Source organism: Kaistella jeonii (assembly GCF_000812865.1).
Taxonomy (GTDB): Bacteria; Bacteroidota; Bacteroidia; order Flavobacteriales; family Weeksellaceae; genus Kaistella; species Kaistella jeonii.
The window spans coordinates 60,362-78,673 of the sequence record NZ_JSYL01000005.1 but is presented as its reverse complement, the minus strand read 5'-3'; the positions used below and the strand labels follow the sequence as shown (position 1 = coordinate 78,673).

General features: G+C 37.7%; 11 protein-coding genes. 7 read left to right on the top strand and 4 right to left on the bottom strand.

The features are described from left to right. Window positions 1-283 precede the first annotated feature (283 nt). The 3 genes from idi to OA86_RS09120 all read left to right on the top strand — a co-directional run bounded on the left by idi (window position 284) and on the right by OA86_RS09120 (window position 2,688). Entirely contained in the window at window positions 284-793 is a 510-nt protein-coding gene (gene idi / locus OA86_RS09130) for an isopentenyl-diphosphate Delta-isomerase (RefSeq protein WP_039351973.1), read from the top strand. Between the two features lie 264 nt (window positions 794-1,057). Then, a complete protein-coding gene (gcvT, locus tag OA86_RS09125; RefSeq protein ID WP_039351970.1) occupies window positions 1,058-2,137 on the top strand; it encodes a glycine cleavage system aminomethyltransferase GcvT in 1,080 nt (359 codons plus the stop codon). Window positions 2,138-2,238: 101 nt separating this feature from the next. Then, entirely contained in the window at window positions 2,239-2,688 is a 450-nt protein-coding gene (locus OA86_RS09120; RefSeq protein WP_039351967.1) for a hypothetical protein, read from the top strand. 35 nt (window positions 2,689-2,723) lie between these two features. Here the strand turns inward: OA86_RS09120 and OA86_RS15685 are convergent, their stop codons facing one another. Both OA86_RS15685 and OA86_RS09115 read right to left on the bottom strand, forming a co-directional pair. Continuing rightward, entirely contained in the window at window positions 2,724-3,059 is a 336-nt protein-coding gene (locus OA86_RS15685; RefSeq protein ID WP_126340514.1) for a hypothetical protein, read from the bottom strand. Then, window positions 3,056-3,409, bottom strand: coding sequence for an arsenate reductase family protein (locus tag OA86_RS09115; protein WP_052257466.1), 354 nt, complete (start codon window positions 3,407-3,409; stop codon window positions 3,056-3,058). The genes OA86_RS15685 and OA86_RS09115 overlap by 4 nt, the downstream gene beginning before the upstream one ends. Window positions 3,410-3,700: 291 nt before the next feature. On the opposite strand from OA86_RS09115, the gene OA86_RS09110 reads away from it, so the two are divergent. Both OA86_RS09110 and OA86_RS09105 read left to right on the top strand, forming a co-directional pair. Beyond that, entirely contained in the window at window positions 3,701-4,165 is a 465-nt protein-coding gene (locus tag OA86_RS09110; protein ID WP_039351960.1) for an acyl-CoA thioesterase, read from the top strand. Between the two features lie 40 nt (window positions 4,166-4,205). After that, complete coding sequence (locus OA86_RS09105; RefSeq protein ID WP_039351957.1) at window positions 4,206-5,750, top strand: T9SS-dependent choice-of-anchor J family protein; 1,545 nt, start codon at window positions 4,206-4,208, stop codon at window positions 5,748-5,750. Window positions 5,751-5,850: 100 nt separating this feature from the next. On the opposite strand, the gene OA86_RS09100 is transcribed toward OA86_RS09105, so the two are convergent. After that, complete coding sequence (locus tag OA86_RS09100; RefSeq protein ID WP_039351954.1) at window positions 5,851-8,349, bottom strand: cation-translocating P-type ATPase; 2,499 nt, start codon at window positions 8,347-8,349, stop codon at window positions 5,851-5,853. 157 nt (window positions 8,350-8,506) lie between these two features. On the opposite strand from OA86_RS09100, the gene OA86_RS09095 reads away from it, so the two are divergent. Both OA86_RS09095 and OA86_RS09090 read left to right on the top strand, forming a co-directional pair. Next, window positions 8,507-15,718, top strand: a complete 7,212-nt coding sequence (locus OA86_RS09095) for a T9SS type B sorting domain-containing protein (RefSeq protein ID WP_039351950.1) — start codon at window positions 8,507-8,509, stop codon at window positions 15,716-15,718. 33 nt (window positions 15,719-15,751) lie between these two features. Beyond that, window positions 15,752-16,276, top strand: coding sequence for a GNAT family N-acetyltransferase (locus tag OA86_RS09090; protein WP_039351948.1), 525 nt, complete (start codon window positions 15,752-15,754; stop codon window positions 16,274-16,276). Between the two features lie 159 nt (window positions 16,277-16,435). Here the strand turns inward: OA86_RS09090 and rny are convergent, their stop codons facing one another. Continuing rightward, the gene (gene rny, locus OA86_RS09085) at window positions 16,436-18,007 is read right to left on the bottom strand and encodes a ribonuclease Y (RefSeq protein ID WP_039351945.1); all 1,572 of its coding nucleotides are present in this window, start codon (window positions 18,005-18,007) and stop codon (window positions 16,436-16,438) included. Window positions 18,008-18,312: the final 305 nt, after the last annotated feature.

The window sequence follows — 18,312 nt, the reverse complement described above, 5'->3', positions numbered from 1 at the left end:
CATTGATTCACAGCTGATTATCTTTTATTTTTAGAAAATTTTGGGCAATCCCCTCTCCATCGCTAATTTCCCGCACCTCGGGTCGGGCTCTACGCTCCAATTCCTCGTCTCGTCTTTTCAGACAAGACTCCGGGATTTACACTTCGATCCCTATTGCAGGAATTGGATATCAAAAAATATTTAAAAAAAACAATCAAAAAAATTTTTTCTAAAAAGATTTTAAAAGCATAAATTTCTCTTAAAAATTTTACTGCGTAACTTATAAAACTTATTTTTGTGTGATATGGAAGAACAAGTAGTTTTAGTGAACGAAAATGATGAAATTCTAGGCTTGATGGAAAAGATGCAGGCTCACGAAAATGGGATTCTGCACCGCGCTTTTTCGGTTTTTTTGTTTAATGAAAAAGGCGAAATGCTTTTACAAAAAAGAGCTGCCCATAAATATCACTCTCCAAATCAATGGACGAACGCTGTTTGCTCGCATCCCCGAAATAACGAAACGTATCTGGAAGGCGCACAACGACGTATGAAAGAAGAACTTGGAATCGAAGCAGACCTGAGTCCAAAATTTCATTTTGTTTATAAAGCAGATGTTGGTCAAAACTTGTGGGAACATGAGCTGGATCACGTATTCACAGGAGATTTTAATGGTGAAGTTCATATAAATCCAGAAGAAGTTTCGGAAGTTCGGAACATCTCCATGGAAAATTTAGAAAAAGAAATGATCGAACATCCGGAGAATTTCACGGAATGGTTTAAGATCATTTTGAAGGAATATAAGGAACATTTGTAGATGAGCAATTGGTAATAAGTAATGAGTAATGAGTAATTGAAAAACTCAAACATTCAAATACTCAAATACTCAAATACTGAATTACTAAAAATCTTCGTAAAAAAAAACAAATATAATTCTAGCCCCGATTGCAACGGCATCCTTTTTTTTGGAAGGGCAAAAGCGGAGGCAAAAAAGATAGAGCGGAAAGCGGGTGAAGTCTTTGAAAAAAGCAAAATCTGAGTGCTCCTAATTAAAAAAAAATAAATTTAATAAAAATAAAAGATGAACAAGACGGCTTTGTACGATAAACACGTTTCTTTGGGTGCTAAAATGGTGCCTTTTGCAGGTTTCGATATGCCTGTTCAATATTCCGGCGTTACTGAAGAGCATTTTGCAGTTCGGGAAAAAGTAGGGATTTTTGATGTTTCCCACATGGGTCAGTTTTTTGTAGAAGGTCCTTCTGCAAAGGATTTGCTGCAATTTGTTGGAACAAATAATGTAGATGCTCTCGAAAATGGAAAAGCGCAGTATACGTGTTTGCCAAACGGAAACGGCGGAATTGTAGATGATCTGATCGTATATAAAATGACCGACGAAAAATATTTTGTGGTCGTAAATGCTTCTAACATTGAGAAAGACTGGAATCACATTTCAAAACACAACGAAAAATTTGGAGCGAAATTAACGAATGCTTCTGATGAAATGTCGTTGATCGCAATTCAAGGTCCGAAAGCGACGGAAACTTTGCAAAAACTGACGGATATTAATCTTTCTGAGATTCCATATTATCATTTTACAGAGGGCAAAATTGCAGGTTGTGAAGACGTGATCATTTCGAACACAGGTTATACCGGAAGTGGCGGTTTTGAAATTTATTTTAAAAACGAAAATGCTGTAAAAATCTGGGAAGCGATTACTGAAGCAGGTCAAGAATTTGGATTAATTCCTTGTGGATTGGCTTCCAGAGACACTTTGCGTTTGGAAAAAGGTTTTTGTTTGTATGGTAATGATATCGATGACACGACTTCTCCGCTTGAAGCAGGATTGGGTTGGATCACCAAATTCGATAAAGATTTTGTAGATAAAGAACGTTTCGCGAAAGAAAAAGAAGACGGAATTACAAGAAAATTAGTCGGTTTTGAAATGCAGGAAAAAGCGATTCCAAGACACGATTACCTGGTAGTTGATGCTGAAGGAAACGAAATTGGAAAAGTAACATCGGGAACAATGAGTCCCATGCGAAAAATCGGAATTGGTTTGGCATACGTTGCGAGACCACATTTTACCGTTGGTTCTGAGATTTTTATTCAGATCAGAAATAAAAATATTCCGGCGAAAGTGGTAAAAACTCCTTTTGTATAAAGCAAAACTTAAATATTTTAGGAAGCAGATGAAGATTTCATCTGCTTTTTTGTGTGGCACCATTTTCGCAGTCTTTGTATTAAACTTAAAATTTTACAATTATGTCTTTTATTAACAGAAGTATCGCAGGTTTAGCAGGTTCTTTGGCATTGACCGGAGTTCATCAATTATTTAAAAAATGCGTAAAAGGTTCGCCTAATCTTGATCAGGTTGGAGAAGTTGCGCTCGAAAAATCATTGGGAGAAGTTGATGTGAAATTGTCGGATGAAGAAGAAGTTTACGCTGCAGCAATGGGCGGAAATATAATATCTAACGCTCTTCTACTTTCAACTTTAGCAACAACCACCAATACAACCCAAATTATTACAAAAACATTAGGAACAGGATTATTGGGCGCTGCAGGAACAATTGGTTTGGCAGATCAAATTTTAGGAAATAATAAAGCCACCGACACGGACCAGAAAAAATGGATGACCACAGGTTATTATCTTATGGGAGCAATTGTCAGCATCAGCGTTTATAATTTATTAGAACGCCGAACTAAAAAATAAAAAGTAAATCCCGTCAACATTGGCGGGATTTATTTTTAGGGTAAATGCTGGAAACATAAATTGTTGCCGATGCTCGTAAAGTGTTTGCAACGCGTTCCTTTTTTAGTTATTCCATGACAGCGATTTTTCGTGCTTTCTCCCGATGTTTTTTTTGGTGATGCTACAATACCATAAGTCGATGTAAAGGGTGGCTTGCAAATTTTACAGGGAGCAAGTCCATCTCTCATCGCATTCTCAACAGTTGATTTTGAGGAGACATTCTTTACCATTCTACAATTCGAGAGATGGTATTTCTGTCCGGAGGGAGTTCTGTAAACCGTTTGTGCAGAAAGGTTTAGAGAAAGAAAGAATATAAAAATAAATTTTATCATTCGTTTCCGAAAAAGTGTTGCAAGTTCTCGATATTCTTCTTTTCATTTCCGACGAAAATTTCTTTATCAGTAAGGAAAACCGGACGTTTTAAAAAAGAATAATGTTCGAGCAGTAATCTTCTAAAATCATCTTCTTTCAAAGATTTCATGTCGATATTTTGCGCTTTTATTTGAGTTGATCTCCGGCTGAAAAGCGCTTCGTAGGAATTGGTCTTCGCATACATTGCATCAAGTTCTTCTTCCGTTATCGCTTTGCTTTTAATTTCCCGAAGTTCCCAGTCTGTCAGATTGAATTGGTTGAGAATTTTCGTACAGGTTCCGCAGGTTTTTAGATAGAAGACTTTTTTCATAATTCAAATTTACCAATTTATTCTAAAGATAAAACCATCTTGATTTATATAGAAGATAAATTTTATCATTTATTAGACCACAAAATTTACATAAGTTGAATTTTCTGAAGTAATTCAAAACACAAAAAAAACGTTGTTCGTATTTTTTGCCGACGCAAATCTTATACCCCTTAATTGATGTACTGCTTATTAATGGCTGTATTTCAAATGAGTTTTAGTTCAAAATAAAAGGAGAGAAATTTTTAGTAAAAAAAATAATAACAGATATTTGTCCTACTCAAACTTTAAATAATGCAAAACAAAACAGTTTTTCAGTTCATTTCTGAACCAAGCGACGTCAATTATGGGGGGAATGTTCATGGTGGAAGTGTAATGAAATGGATCGATCAGGCGGGTTATGCTTGCGGAAGTTCCTGGAGTTCCAGCTATTGCGTTACCGTTTATGTAGGTGGAATTCGGTTTTATTCGCCCATTAAAATTGGTCACATTGTAAAGGTTGAAGCGGAGGTCATCTACACGGGAAAAACGAGTATGCATATCGCCATCAATGTTTTTTCACGCAATATCAAACGAAAAGATTTCGAAAAGAAAACGCATTGTATTATTGTATTTGTCGCGGTTGATGACGAAGGTAATTCTGTAGAAGTTCCAAAATTTAGTCCGGTCACCGAACAGGAGAAACAAATGGAACACTATGCGATCAAACTCATGGATCTTCGGAAAAAAATAGAGGATGAAATGAAACCGTTCATGTAAAAAAATAGCATAATAATTTTTAATTCTAAATAAACTCTCAATGAAAAGAAAAATTCTATCAGTGGCCACTTTGGCGATCCTTTGTCAGGTAAATGCGCAAATCTTTAACAGTGGATTCGAAAACAATAACGGAACTCCAATTTCTTCCTATACAAAAATTAATGCTGACGGAAATATGGTTGCATCTTATGCCCCGGTTCAGGAATTTAATACCGAAGCTTGGATTCAGTTTTATGACGGTTTCGATAATAAAATTGCCTTTAGTACTTCTTCTTATGATCCCGCAGGAACTTCGAATGACTGGTTGATTACGCCTTCCATCGCTATTCCAGCGGTTGGTAGTCCTACGCTTTACTGGAAAGCCAAATCTTATGATTTCGATTTTACCGATTCTTACAGTATTAAAGTTTCTGAAACCGACAACCAAATGGCGAGTTTCACCACAACTTTACAACATGTAACAGGGGAACAAGCATACGATTTCAATGCAAGAAGCCTTGATTTGTCTGCTTACAAAGGGAAAACAATTCATTTGGCTTTTATAAATGATACAACAGATGGCTATTTTTTAGCATTAGATGATCTTTATATCAGCAATTCTGCAAACTGTATGATGCCCGATCTATCAGCTTTCACTTCCTCGAACTTAACCGAAAAAAGTTTCACTGCGAATTGGGGAGCAACTTCTGGAATTAGTTCTGTTGACACCGGACTCACCAATTTCGTAACTCCCGTTTCATCTACAGGAATTCAAACTTCAACGACCAAAAATTACAATAATTTACAGTCGGGAACACGTTATCAGTTTTTCCTTAAAAATGCTGATTGTGGATCAGGTTGGGCAGGTCCGAAATCTGTCTTTACTGCAGCGCTTCTTCCCTATTCTTATGATTTCGAATATACCGATGAAAACTATGGAGAGTACGATTCTGACGGTTGGACTTCTGGAACCTGGATCAATGGAAGTGGCACTTCTGCACAAACTGGATCCGGTTATGTTTTCAATAACACCAGCAAAACGTTTGCGAAAAATGACTGGATTTTTTCGTATCCCATAAAACTGCAGGCCAATGAAAAAGTAGAAATTAAATATTTTACGCAGATGGGAAGCGCAACTGCTTCTCCAGCAACTTTGAAATTGAGTGTTGCTACGGCACCAAATAAAGAATCGATTACTCAGGAACTAAGTTCGAGTTTAATCAGCGGAAACACCTACACCGAATATACCTCATCTTTTACAGCTCCTGCGGAAGGCGTGTATTATTTTGGATTTGGAAATGTGACTGCTCCGGTTGCAATCAATTCATCCTTGAGAATTGATAATATCCGTTTTAATAAGATCAACCTTGGTGTTTCCAATGTAGCTAAAAATCAAATTAAAGTTTATCCTAATCCGGTAAAAGATATTTTGCATCTGGAATCATCAGAAAATATTGACAAAACAGAAGTTTATGGCATTGACGGGAAATTAATTTCTACGACATTAAATAGTAATACGCTTAATTTTTCTAAAATTTCGAAAGGTATCTATCTTGTAAAAATTTATACAAAATCTGGAGTTCAGACTCAGAAAATTATTAAATAATATATTCTTTTTAATTTTAAAAATCCGTTTCAATATTGTTGAAACGGATTTTTTTATTGCGTAAAAGATCAGTAATACATCATTTTTAATTCCTTTAAATTCAACGAAATCTTTTAATCAGTTTATAAATTTCAAACCACATCACAGACAAGATCGCGGCAGAAGCAGCAGTTAAAATTTGTTCAATATTGAGAGAAGTCAGTTTGAAGAAATTTGAAACTGGCGCAACATAAAGCATTACACCCAAAATAAGTATTGTCAAAAAAGTGATGATAACCAAAAGAATATTTTTATTCCTGAAACTTTCAAACATCGAATAATAGAAGGAACGGTTGGCTAAACTGAGTAAAATATTTGCAAAAATTAAAGTGGTAAAAACCATTGTTCTCGTCAGTTCTTCATTTCCACCACTTCTGTAAGTCAGTTGGTAAATAAATAAAACTCCGGCAGTGATCATCAAACCCTGAATAATACTTAAAATTAATTCGCGCCAGGTGAGAAAAGTTTCTGTGATCGGCCGAGGTTTTTGCAACATCGTGTTTTTTTCCATCGGTTCGTTTTCATAGACGATTGAACACGTTGGACCCATTACCAATTCTAAAAATATGACATGAACCGGTGTAAAGATCTGCGGAAAAGCCCAACCTAAAAATAAGGGTAAAGAAACAGTCAGAATAATTGGAATATGAATGGAGATAATATATTGGACCGCTTTTTTAATATTGGTATAAATTCTTCGTCCGGCTGCAATGGCGATGACAAGTTTACCCAAATCGTCGTTCGTCAAAACAACCGATGCGGCAGCTTTTGCGATCTCAGTACCTTTTTCTCCCATCGCGACACCGATGTGTGCTGCTTTTAATGCAGGTCCATCATTTACGCCATCACCGATCATGGCAACAATTTCTCCGTTTTGTTTCAAAGCTTCAACGACGCGCAGTTTTGCTTCAGGGAACATTCTGGTAAACAGAACTTTTTCGTTCGCAATTTTCATTAATTCTGCTTCCGGAAGATTTGCAATTTCATCACCATTAACGGGATTTGAAACGTTCGGAATTCCAGCCTGAATGGCGATACTTTCTGTCGTTTGGGCATTATCACCCGTGATCACTTTAATTTTTATTCCGGCCAACTCTATTTTTCTGAAAACATTCTGGATATCTTTTTTCGGTGGATCATAGAAAACGACTAATCCTAAAAATTCAAAAGAAATTTCTTGTTGTCTTAAAGGAAAATCATCTCCTTTAAAATCAGATTTCGCCACGCCTAGAAGTCGGTATCCTTCTTTGCCAAAAATTTCCATCTCTTTTCGGATCGCGGATTTTTGAACTTCTGAAAGGTTGCAAACATTGATAATTGCTTCAGGTGCTCCTTTTGCAGCGACAATTCTTTCGCCTTCATTATTTTTAAAAAGATGCGTCATCATGGGTGGTTTCCCCTCTAATGGATATTCATGGAACATTTTATAATGAGATCGCAAATCCTCTTTTTGAGTTTCAGCATAAATCTGATGTAAAGTTTTTTCCATTGGATCAAAAGGAACGGGTTCACTACTCCACATCGCATATTGGATGACTTCTGCAACCGATTGATCATTGAATTCTTTGTCATTGAAAACACGTTCAGATTTAAAATCATAAACCGCTTTTAGATGCATTGAATTTTCCGTAATGGTTCCGGTTTTATCAGTACAGATAACGGTCGTGCTTCCAAGAGTTTCTACGATGCTGCTTTTTTTAATGATGATTCCTTCGCGCATGAGTTTCCAGGCTCCAAGTGCCATGAAAGTCGTAAAAGCGACCGGAATTTCTTCTGGCAAAATCGACATTGCTAAGGTCAATCCGTTCAGCAAAGAATCTACAATATTTCTGGTGTGATAGTAATTTACGGTACAAACTGAAAGAAAAACTGCAATTCCGATAATCGCCATGTATTTTATGAAACGTTCGATTTGAATTTGAAGCGGTGATTTTTCCTCCTTAATGTTGAGAATAGATTCTCCAATTTTTCCCAGCTTCGTTTCCTTTCCGATTTTTTGCACTTCAAAAACAGCCAAACCTGAAACGGTAGAAGTTCCGCTATAAATCTCTTTATCTTCAGATTTATTATCTTTGAATACAGAAAAACTTTCACCGGTCAAGGACGATTCATTGACTGAAAAGTCATTGCTGTGAACGATTACTCCATCGGCATTGATCATTTTACCTTCCTCCGTAAAACATAGATCACCAACTGCTATTTCATGCGTAGGAATTTCTAAAATCTTATTATTCCTAATAACTTTACTCAAAGGTTCGTTGAGTTTTTCTAAAGCTTCCAGCGCTTTTTTACTTCGGTTATCCTGGTAAAAGGAAATTCCGGATACCAAAACGATCGCCAGTAACATAAAAAGGGCTTCCCCATAATTCCCCACCACCAAATAAATTACCGCAATAATGATAAGTAGAATAAGCATAGGTTCCCGGAAAATATCGAACAACAGTTTTAGCCAACTGCTTTTCTCTGATACTTTCAGCTGATTATAGCCAAATTTCTCTTGCGAGCGCTTAACTTCGGCATCGGTAAGACCTTTTAAATGTTCGGGAATATTGAAATCCATAGACTATTGTTTCGTAAAATAAAGGTACTGAAAATGTGGTCGCACTCCTGATCTTTTTAAGAATATAATTGCAGTTTTTTATTTATATTTGTTAAGTTTTTTTTAAGAAAATTTTAAGATACTTTTAACACATCCGCTTTTACATAAAATATAATTAATGCAGAAATTCTACCTTTTACTTTTACTCTTCTTTTTTCAAAATATTTACTCCCAAACGAAGCCTTCCGATACTGCAAATTATCTGCGAAATGGCATGTTTGAAAATGCGTCAGGAAAAATAATTACCAGCAACAGCGAGAAAATAAAATTCACACAAGAAAGAAACCGCAAAATTGAACTGGAAAAGCACGGCATGCACAAAGCCACACAAACTGCTGTAGAAATGTGTACGAATGGTGGTTTTGAGCAAGTTGAAAGTATAAGTGGTTCTAATTATATTAAAAATTTCCTTTATAATATCGGTGATCCGCCTGGACCAACGCAGTGTAAATCGATTTCGAATACAGGCGACACTTCAATTCCACAATACAGTCCCACGAATACATCGGTGATGGCGACTTCGGTTCCGGCGAATCTGATCGATCGATTCATGGGCGACATCAAAGCATTTGACCAGTATGCATTAAAATTAAATTTTGAAAACTCAAGCACTTACGGATCTATAGCGCAGGGAAAAAGATTTAAAACCAATAACGAAAACTTCTTAAAATTCAACTACAAAGCCGTACTACAATCTGTTTATGATTCAAGTCACACTGATAATCAACCCTTTTTCAAAGCAAGGATCCTTAATAAAAATAATCAGGTTGTAAGCGAATTCTGTTTAGTTGGTGATGAGAAAAACTGTATTTTCACCAAAGTTCCGCAAGGTGGTTACGGTTATGTAACTCTATACACCGCCAACTGGCAATCGGGAATTTTGGATATTTCTTCAATTCCGAATAATGAAGAATTTACGGTAGAGTTCATGGCGTCGCGATGCGGTTTGGGCGGACATTTTGGTTATGCATATGTCGATGACATCTGTGTTCTGCACTCTAATGAGAGTTTTGTAGGATCAGTTACTTTGGATCCTTTGTATGCGGTTTGTCCTACTCTTCCGATCAGTGTTTGCGGAAATTATACCTTACCAAATTCTGGAGGGATTACAGCTACTTTAAAAAAATTGACCTTAAAAGTATACGGCGCAACCGGAAATGTTGTTTATACCACGACGACTCCTTCCTCTCTGGATACCGTGAATAATAAATTTTGTTTTTCACTTTTAGCGCAGAACTTCCCGGATATTTTGAGCGGAAATTATAATGTGGGTGTCACCGCAGATTTTGATGTTGCAGCAGGAACCGGCGGAGGTTGTGGAAGCAGCGGCAATACTTCGATATTTGCTTCAGCCAACGATCCTGATGCGAACGATGGTTGGGATATCAGTTTTCTAAACTGTTATTCAGGCTGTACTTTGAATGTGAATACTGCAAAAATTTCAAAATGTGATACGAACCATGATGGTTTCGAAGATTTTAATCTGACCAGTTTTGATGCGCAAATAGTGAGTTCGGTTTCAGGCCTTACTTTTACTTATTTCAAAGATTATAACAGCGCCTTTAATAATACCAATCCGATCTCTAATTTCACGAGTTATAATTCCGCGTCTGCTGTAGTTTATATCCGAGTTTGGAGAGATGCAGGTTGTTATAAGATCATTCCGGTTAATGTAGAAGTAAAAAACCCCACGGCGAACATTTCAGGAATATTAAATGTATGTTCCGGAAGTACCGATCTGAAAGCTTCTTCAGGAGCCACTTATTTATGGAGCACGGGAGAAACTACGCAAATAATTACGGTAACAAATATTGGAATCTATACGGTTACAGTTACCGATAGTTTTGGATGTTCCAGCCTTGCAACGGTCTCCATTGAACCAAGTCAGACTGCGGTGACGCCGACTTTGGAAATCACGCAGCCTTCTTGTTTTGTTTCTACAGGTACCATTAAAGTAATTTCTCCTGCGTCTGAATATAGTTTTAATAATGGCGTAACTTGGGTGACTAATCCTATAAAAACCGGACTTTATCCCGGAAACTATGAGGTATTGATCAAAACTGCGAAAGGATGTACTTCTTACGCTCAGTCGGTTACCATTGTCCCTGCTCTAACTGCTTATCCAAATTATAATGCGACACAACCGAAATTCTGTGGAGATACGGGAAGCATTACCATTATCACCAATTCGGCTTTTTACAGTTTCGACAATGGAATAACCTGGGTTACAAATTCCACTTTTGATCTTTTACAGCCAGGAACTTACACCATACGAACCAAAGATATTGCAGGATGTATTTCAAACCCAGCAGTAATTTTAATATCGAGTACAACATTAGGAAATCCTGATTTTACGGTGAAAAGTCCTGCTTGTACGGTTCCGGGAAGCATTACGATCAATACGCCCTCAGATTTTTATACTTTCAATGGCGGCCAAACCTGGGTTACTACAAACGTCCTATCGAATGTTTTATCAGGTAACTTTTCGGTCGGGATTAAAAATAACTTAGGATGTACGTCTTACTTTCAGAGTATTTATATACAACCTTTTCAGAACACCTCTCCTGATTATGAAGTCATACAGCCAACCTGTGGCGAAACGGGTACGATCTATATCAAAACAGAAGCTGATTTCTACAGTTTCGATAACGGTGCCACCTGGACAACAAGTAATACGAAGGATTTGTCTGCCGGGACTTATGGTATCAAATTGAAAAATGCAGCGGGTTGTCAATCGTTGTCTACAGCGGTTTATTTATATCCACCGAAGCTTGATTATCCTTTCACTTCGATCGTTCAGCCGACCTGCGGAAATAATGGCAGCATCACCATTAACACGGTCTCAGATTTTTACAGTTTTGATAATGGCGCAACTTGGGTAACCACGAATACCAAAAGTCTACCTGCCGGCAGTTATCAGATCATGATCAAAAACGCTTTAGGCTGCACCTCGAATGCGCAAAGTATTTATCTGTCTGAAACAAAACTTCCCCTTCCATCAGTAACTATCACTCAACCTACCTGTAGTACAAAAGGCACGATCACCATTAATACAGCTGCTAGTTTTTACAGTATTAATGGCGGTGTAAACTGGTATACCACAAATGTTTTTACCAATCTGGCAAGTTCTAGTTACAATGTGATGATCAAAAACAGTCAGAATTGCGTATCTGAAGCCAATTACGTCTATTTCAATCAGATCTACCTTGATGATCCTACGTACACTGCGGTCAATCCAAGTTGTGGGAATATTGGGAATATTACTTTCACTTCTGCTGCAGATGGATACAGTATTGATGGAGGATACACGTGGTCCACAAATCCAGTCTTTGATAATCTACCGGCGGGAAGTTATTACCTCGTCGTAAAAAATAATGCGAACTGTAAATCGAACAGCATTTCTGTTTACATGAATACGACGAATCTCGCCAGTCCCACAGTGAATATCGTCCAACCAGTCTGCGGCACAAAAGGAACCATAACAGTGACAAGCGTGGCAACTTCCTATAGTTTTGATGGTGGTTATACCTGGACAACCTCGCCAATTTTGAATAATGTTTCGCCGGGATATTACAGTGTTATGGTGAAATCTGGTACCTGTACTTCTAATACAACTTCTGTAAATATTGTAGCATTTTTACTTCCAAATCCTACTTATACCGTTACACAGCCAAGTTGCGGAGTTGGTGGAACGATTTCAATCACAACATCTGCGACTCAGTATAGTATAAATGGCGGACAAACCTGGAGTTCGTCACCTAATTTTACCAATCTTGCGGATGGATACTACAATCTCATGGTTCAAAATGCGCAGGGATGTAAATCTAACTCCTATGGCGTTTCTGTGGGTTTAACTAAATTCTATCTACCACAACCCAATGTTATGATCATTCAGCCAACTTGTGCTAATAAAGGAAGCATTAAAATCACAACACCGGCTACTTCTTATAGTTTTGATGGTGGGCAAACATGGAGTGCCGTTAATGAATTGACCAACCTAACATCAGGTTCATTCAGGATCGTCGTTAAAAATGCGCAGGGATGTACTTCCAATCCTTATGATATGAGTATTTATATCAACACCTTTTATTTACCGCGTCCTTTAATAAAAGTAATTCAGCCAACCTGTGGAAATTATGGAAGCATTACCGTTGTTTCACAAGCCGCCCAATATTCATTTGACAATGGCGCTACCTGGAGTACAAATCCGGTTCTGCTCAATCCGACACCCGGATATTTTACGGTCTTAATTAAAAATGCTGCGGGCTGTATTTCGCAGGGAACTTCGGCGTCCATAAGCAAATTTTATCTGAATCAACCGAGTGTAACTACTATTCAACCAACATGTACAAGTCCGAAAGGAAGCATTTTCATCAATACGATTGCAGATCTTTACAGTTTTGATAATGGCACAACATGGACGACAAATCCAGTAAAAAATAACGTGAATTCTGGCAACTACAACATTTTGATTAAGAATTCATTCGGTTGTATTTCACAAAGCGCTTACGCCTATATTTACGCAGCACCAGCAATTCCTGCAACACCTCTGGTCACTATAAAACAACCAACTGCATGTGACGCGACCGACGGAAGCATTACCATCACTACTTCTGCAGCGAGTTATACATTCAATGACGGCGCGACCTGGACAACAAATCCAGTGAAAAAAAATATTGGAGCAGGAACTTATATTGTAAGAATTAAAACGAATAGCGCAAGTTGTGAATCTGCGTCGGTTGCGGTCACTTTAAATTCGGGAATTAATATCGCAGCTCCTTCAGTTTCGATCGTACAACCAACCTGTAGCGTTTCTACAGGATCGATTACGGTAACAACAAGTGCAGCGACCTACAGTTTCGATGACGGATTGACCTTCGTTTATGCAGATACCAAAAGCGGATTAATTCCCGGAACTTATAAAATTAAAATTAAAAATGCCGCAGGTTGTATTTCAGATGCAATTGTTGCAACAGTTACTACTCCGGCTCCATTGCCTGCTCCGGCATTTTCTATTGTGCAGCCGAATTGTACTAATGCTTTGGGTTCCATACAGATCACAACTTCAGCTGCGGAATATAGTTTCGATAATGGAATTACCTACGTTCTGACAAGTATGAAATCGAATCTGGGACCTGGAACGTATAACTTAATGATCAAAGACAGCGCAGGATGTACCTCACTTGCAGGAATTGCGACCGTAGATGTGCAGCCAATCACACCAGGTGCTCCACAGATTTCTATAACGCAACCTTCCGGATGTACTGCTTCTTCGGGAAATGTAGCTGTAATTTCCGCTGCGGCTTTTTATAGTTTTGATGATGGTGCAACCTGGATCACTTCTGCGTCTTCAAATTTATCTCCCGGAACGTATAATATCCGAATTAAATTATCGATAAATGGTTGTTCGTCTCCTGCAACAATTGCAACGGTTGATGTACCGCCAAATGCGCCGCTACTTCCTGTGGTTGCTGTTATTCAACCTGCTTCATGTGTAAACCCATTTGGAAATATTACCATTACTTCTACGGAATATCAATACAGTTTTGACAATGGACTTACTTATTCATTTAATTCGACATCGGGGCAACTTGCTCCGGGAACTTATCAATTGAAAGTGAAGAACAGCGCGGGTTGCGAATCTGGTTCAGTATCAGTGACAATCAATGTTCCTGCAAATACGCCGAAAATTCCTACTGCGACTGTGCAGCAAATTGACTGTTCGCATCAGTCTGCAAATATTACCATTAATGAAAGTGCTTCACAGTACAGTATTGATAATGGATTGACCTGGCAAAACTCAAATACTTTCACTGGTTTATTGCCGAAAACTTACCTTGCGAAAATTAAAAATACGCTGGGTTGTGAGTCGATCGCTGCTTCAGTAGTCGTAAATACTTTTATCAATCCAACACCAAAACCTTTAGTCAATAATATTCAGGATTTCTGTATACAGCAAAATGCGACCATCACTAATATTTTGGCAACAGGAACCAATATTTTGTGGTACAATTCACCAGTTGGTGGAACTGCAATTCCGGCAACAACTTATTTGGTTAACGGAACTACTTATTTCGTGACTCAAACTATTAATGGTTGCGAGAGTGAGCGAACTCCGGTTACAGTTAACATCATCACTACTCCTCCACCGACCGGTAACTCTCCGCAAACTTTCTGTATCAGTCAAAACGCCGCTGTTTCAAACCTCGTCGTTGTAGGAAGTCAGATAAAATGGTACAGTAATAATTCCGGTTCTAGTGCGCTTCCAAACAATACGGTGCTTCAGAACGGCATCACTTATTATGCAACTCAAACTGTTCAAGGTTGCGAAAGTGTTCAGCGATTGCCTGTTGCAGTAATCTTAGTAACAACAAATATTCCCGCAAATGATTTCGCCGCACCTTCTTTATGTTCAGATGAAAATGGAACTAAGAAATTAAATTTAATGCATTATGAAACTGATCTGGTTGCGAACTCCACCAATTATTCTTACGTCTATTTTGACCAGAATAACCAACTCATTTCAGATGCAACCAATCATACTTTACAAACGGGACCAAATACATTTTTTGTAGAGATAAGTTCAAATTCAGGTTGTAAGGCAAAAGTAAAATTGACGCTTCAACTGAATGCTTCACCGGTTGTTAATGTGCCCTCAACAGCAGAGTTTTGTCCAAATGATTCTGTACAGTTAGACGCAGGAACTCACGCCGGAATCAAATCTTATTCCTGGACGTTTAACGGAAATCCTTTCAGTAATCAACAGATCATTAGTGTAAATCAAAGCGGAACGTATCAGATCACCGTTACGAATATTTCAGGCTGTAATACCGTTAAATCAGTCGTAGTAAAGAAAGTGGATCTACCAGTGATCACCGAAATTCAAATAGAAAACAGCACGGTGCGAATCATTGCAACGGGAATCGGAGTGCTTGAATATTCGATCGACGGATCGCAGTGGCAATCATCACCGACATTCTACAATGTGGAGAATGGAAACCATACTGCTTTTGTCAGAAGTGGTTCACAACCCTGCGCGATTGCAGAAAAAGATTTTATTCTTTTTAAGATCGTCAATATATTCACACCCAACAGCGACGGTATTAATGACGAATGGAAGATTGAAGGAATTGAAAAATATCCCGGCTCTAAAATAAGAGTGATCGACCGTTTTGGAACCATCGTTTTAGATAAAAGTGTGAACGGACCTTTCTCCTGGAATGGCGAATATCTCAGCAGAAAACTACCTACAGGAAATTACTGGTACCATATCGTGGTTTCCGATGGCAGAATTTTATCTGGTTATGTAATGATCAAAAATCGCAATTAAGAATAAGATTGAGAAAATTCAAATAAAGCGAAAATGGAAAAAGTAGATCTTAAAAAAGTCACGCTTGTCGACCTTGAGCAACTGCGAAAAATCAGCAGAAAGACTTTCTATGAAACATTTTCAAGCGGAAACACAGAAGAGAATATGAAGATATTTTTGGACGAAGCTTTTTCCACAGATAAGCTGACTTCCGAACTTCATGATACGAACAGCGAATTTTATTTTGCGACTCTTGATGAAATGGTGATCGGCTATTTGAAATTGAATTTTGGCCCATCACAGACTGAATTGCAAGACGACAAAGCTATAGAAATAGAACGGATTTATGTGATTCAGGAGTTTCTGGGGAAGAATGTCGGGCAATTACTTTATAACAAAGCCATCGAAATTGCGAAAGAAAAAAAGGCTGATTACATTTGGTTAGGAGTTTGGGAGGAAAATCCACGAGCGATCAGGTTTTACACTAAAAATGGTTTTGTAGAGTTCGACCAGCATATTTTTAAAGTTGGAGATGATGAGCAAACGGACATTATGATGAAACTAAATTTGAATAATTAAAGTTTCCTGAAAAAAACTCGCAAAAACAAAATTTGCTAAAAAACCTCTTTCGTTAAAATACCTAATTCAGAAAAATAAGAATTCAAACAGATTCCTTTTCCCACAAAAAAACTCCTTTCATCATTGAAAGGAGTTTTTTTTATTAATTATTTGCAATTTTTATCTCGCAATATTCACAGATCTCGTCTCGCGAATTACCGTAACCCGAACTTGTCCTGGATACGTTAATTCATTCTGAATTTTTTCTGAAATATCATAAGAAAGTTGCGCAGATTTGTCATCGCTTACTTTTCCACTTTCAACCATTACCCGAAGTTCTCTTCCTGCCTGAATTGCGTAAGCGCTGGAAACTCCGTCGAAACTTAAAGCAGCTGCTTCCAGATCTTTTAATCGTTGGATATAAGACTCCAAAACCTGTCTTCTTGCTCCTGGTCTTGCTCCTGAAATAGCATCTGCAACCTGAATAATTGGGGAAAGCAAACCTGTCATTTCTATTTCGTCGTGGTGAGCTCCAATTGCGTTGATCACTTCTGGACTTTCACCATATTTTTCCGCCCACTGCATTCCTAAAAGTGCGTGTGGAAGTTCAGATTCCTGCTCCGGAACTTTTCCAATATCGTGAAGTAAACCGGCTCTTTTTGCCAATTTTACGTTTAAACCTAATTCTGCAGCCATTGTCGCTGCGATATTTGCAACTTCTCTGGAGTGTTGCAATAAGTTTTGACCGTAAGAAGAACGGAATTTCATTCGTCCTACGATTTTTACCAATTCCGGGTGAAGTCCGTGAACACCTAGATCGATAACTGTTCTTTTACCAACTTCGGTAATCTCTTCTTCGATCTGTTTTTTGGTTTTTTCTACAACTTCTTCGATTCTTGCCGGGTGAATTCTACCATCGGTAACCAATCGGTGAAGCGAAAGTCTTGCGATCTCTCTTCTTACAGGATCAAAACATGAAAGCAAAATTGCTTCCGGGGTATCATCAACAATGATTTCTACGCCAGTTGCAGCTTCCAAAGCACGGATATTTCTACCTTCTCTACCAATAATTCTACCTTTAACTTCATCAGATTCAATATTAAAAACCGATACTGAATTTTCGATCGCTTGCTCCGTACCAATTCTCTGAATGGTTTGAATAACGATTTTTTTAGCTTCCTGTTTCGCATTTAACTGCGCTTCTGCCATAATATTCTGCACATGAGCTTGAGCTCTTGTTTTGGCTTCTGCTTTTAAAGCTTCTACCAATTCGTTTTTAGCATCTTCTGCGGAATATCCAGAAATTCGTTCTAACATTTCCACTTTTTGTGCGGTAACTGCATCTAATTCCTGTTGTTTTTTCTCTAAGATTTCATGTTTCTTACCATAATCTCCAATTTGGCGGTCTAGATCTTTTTCTAGTTTACCGGTTTTGCTAAGATCATCATTGAGTTTTTGCTCTTTGTCTTTGACTCTTTTTTCTGAATCCTGCATTTTTCTTTCTCTGCTCTGAATATCTGCATCATGTTGAGATTTCAGTTCCATGAATTTTTCTTTGGCTTGTAAATGCTTTTCCTTTTTGATGGATTCTGCCTGTACAGTTGCTTTTTCTAAAAGGTTGTCGGCATTTTTCTTCGCATCTTCTACAATGAATTTTGCTTTCGCATTCAAAGAGCTTTTAGAAAATATCATTCCGATCACTGCTCCTAGAACAAGGCAAACAACGCCTATTATAATTGCTGTTGGTGTCATATATGTTTAGTTTTATAGTTCATAATTTTATATTTAAAGTTGAATGTATGCAGTTCTAATTTCGCACACATAATGTTAATTCATTTATATTTTTTAAAAGTTAATTCGCCCTTAAAATCAATTTTTTACGCAAAAAAAAGCCCACAATAGTTCAAGATATAGAGTAAACTCCTTATCAACACGATTTGAACTTTTTTTTATTTTCTGTAATCCGAGCAAGTCGGCGCGCCATTAAATAAACATTCGTTCGGCAATTGTATAGCGTTGAGTTTACCTGTAATGTGTTAGAACTATTGTAGGCAGTT

Coding starts and splice junctions, on each gene's coding strand:
- idi (WP_039351973.1), top strand. CDS start 284: ATGGAAGAACAAGTAGTTTTAGTGAACGAAAATGATGAAATTCTAGGC.
- gcvT (WP_039351970.1), top strand. CDS start 1,058: ATGAACAAGACGGCTTTGTACGATAAACACGTTTCTTTGGGTGCTAAA.
- OA86_RS09120 (WP_039351967.1), top strand. CDS start 2,239: ATGTCTTTTATTAACAGAAGTATCGCAGGTTTAGCAGGTTCTTTGGCA.
- OA86_RS15685 (WP_126340514.1), bottom strand. CDS start 3,059: ATGATAAAATTTATTTTTATATTCTTTCTTTCTCTAAACCTTTCTGCA.
- OA86_RS09115 (WP_052257466.1), bottom strand. CDS start 3,409: ATGAAAAAAGTCTTCTATCTAAAAACCTGCGGAACCTGTACGAAAATT.
- OA86_RS09110 (WP_039351960.1), top strand. CDS start 3,701: ATGCAAAACAAAACAGTTTTTCAGTTCATTTCTGAACCAAGCGACGTC.
- OA86_RS09105 (WP_039351957.1), top strand. CDS start 4,206: ATGAAAAGAAAAATTCTATCAGTGGCCACTTTGGCGATCCTTTGTCAG.
- OA86_RS09100 (WP_039351954.1), bottom strand. CDS start 8,349: ATGGATTTCAATATTCCCGAACATTTAAAAGGTCTTACCGATGCCGAA.
- OA86_RS09095 (WP_039351950.1), top strand. CDS start 8,507: ATGCAGAAATTCTACCTTTTACTTTTACTCTTCTTTTTTCAAAATATT.
- OA86_RS09090 (WP_039351948.1), top strand. CDS start 15,752: ATGGAAAAAGTAGATCTTAAAAAAGTCACGCTTGTCGACCTTGAGCAA.
- rny (WP_039351945.1), bottom strand. CDS start 18,007: ATGACACCAACAGCAATTATAATAGGCGTTGTTTGCCTTGTTCTAGGA.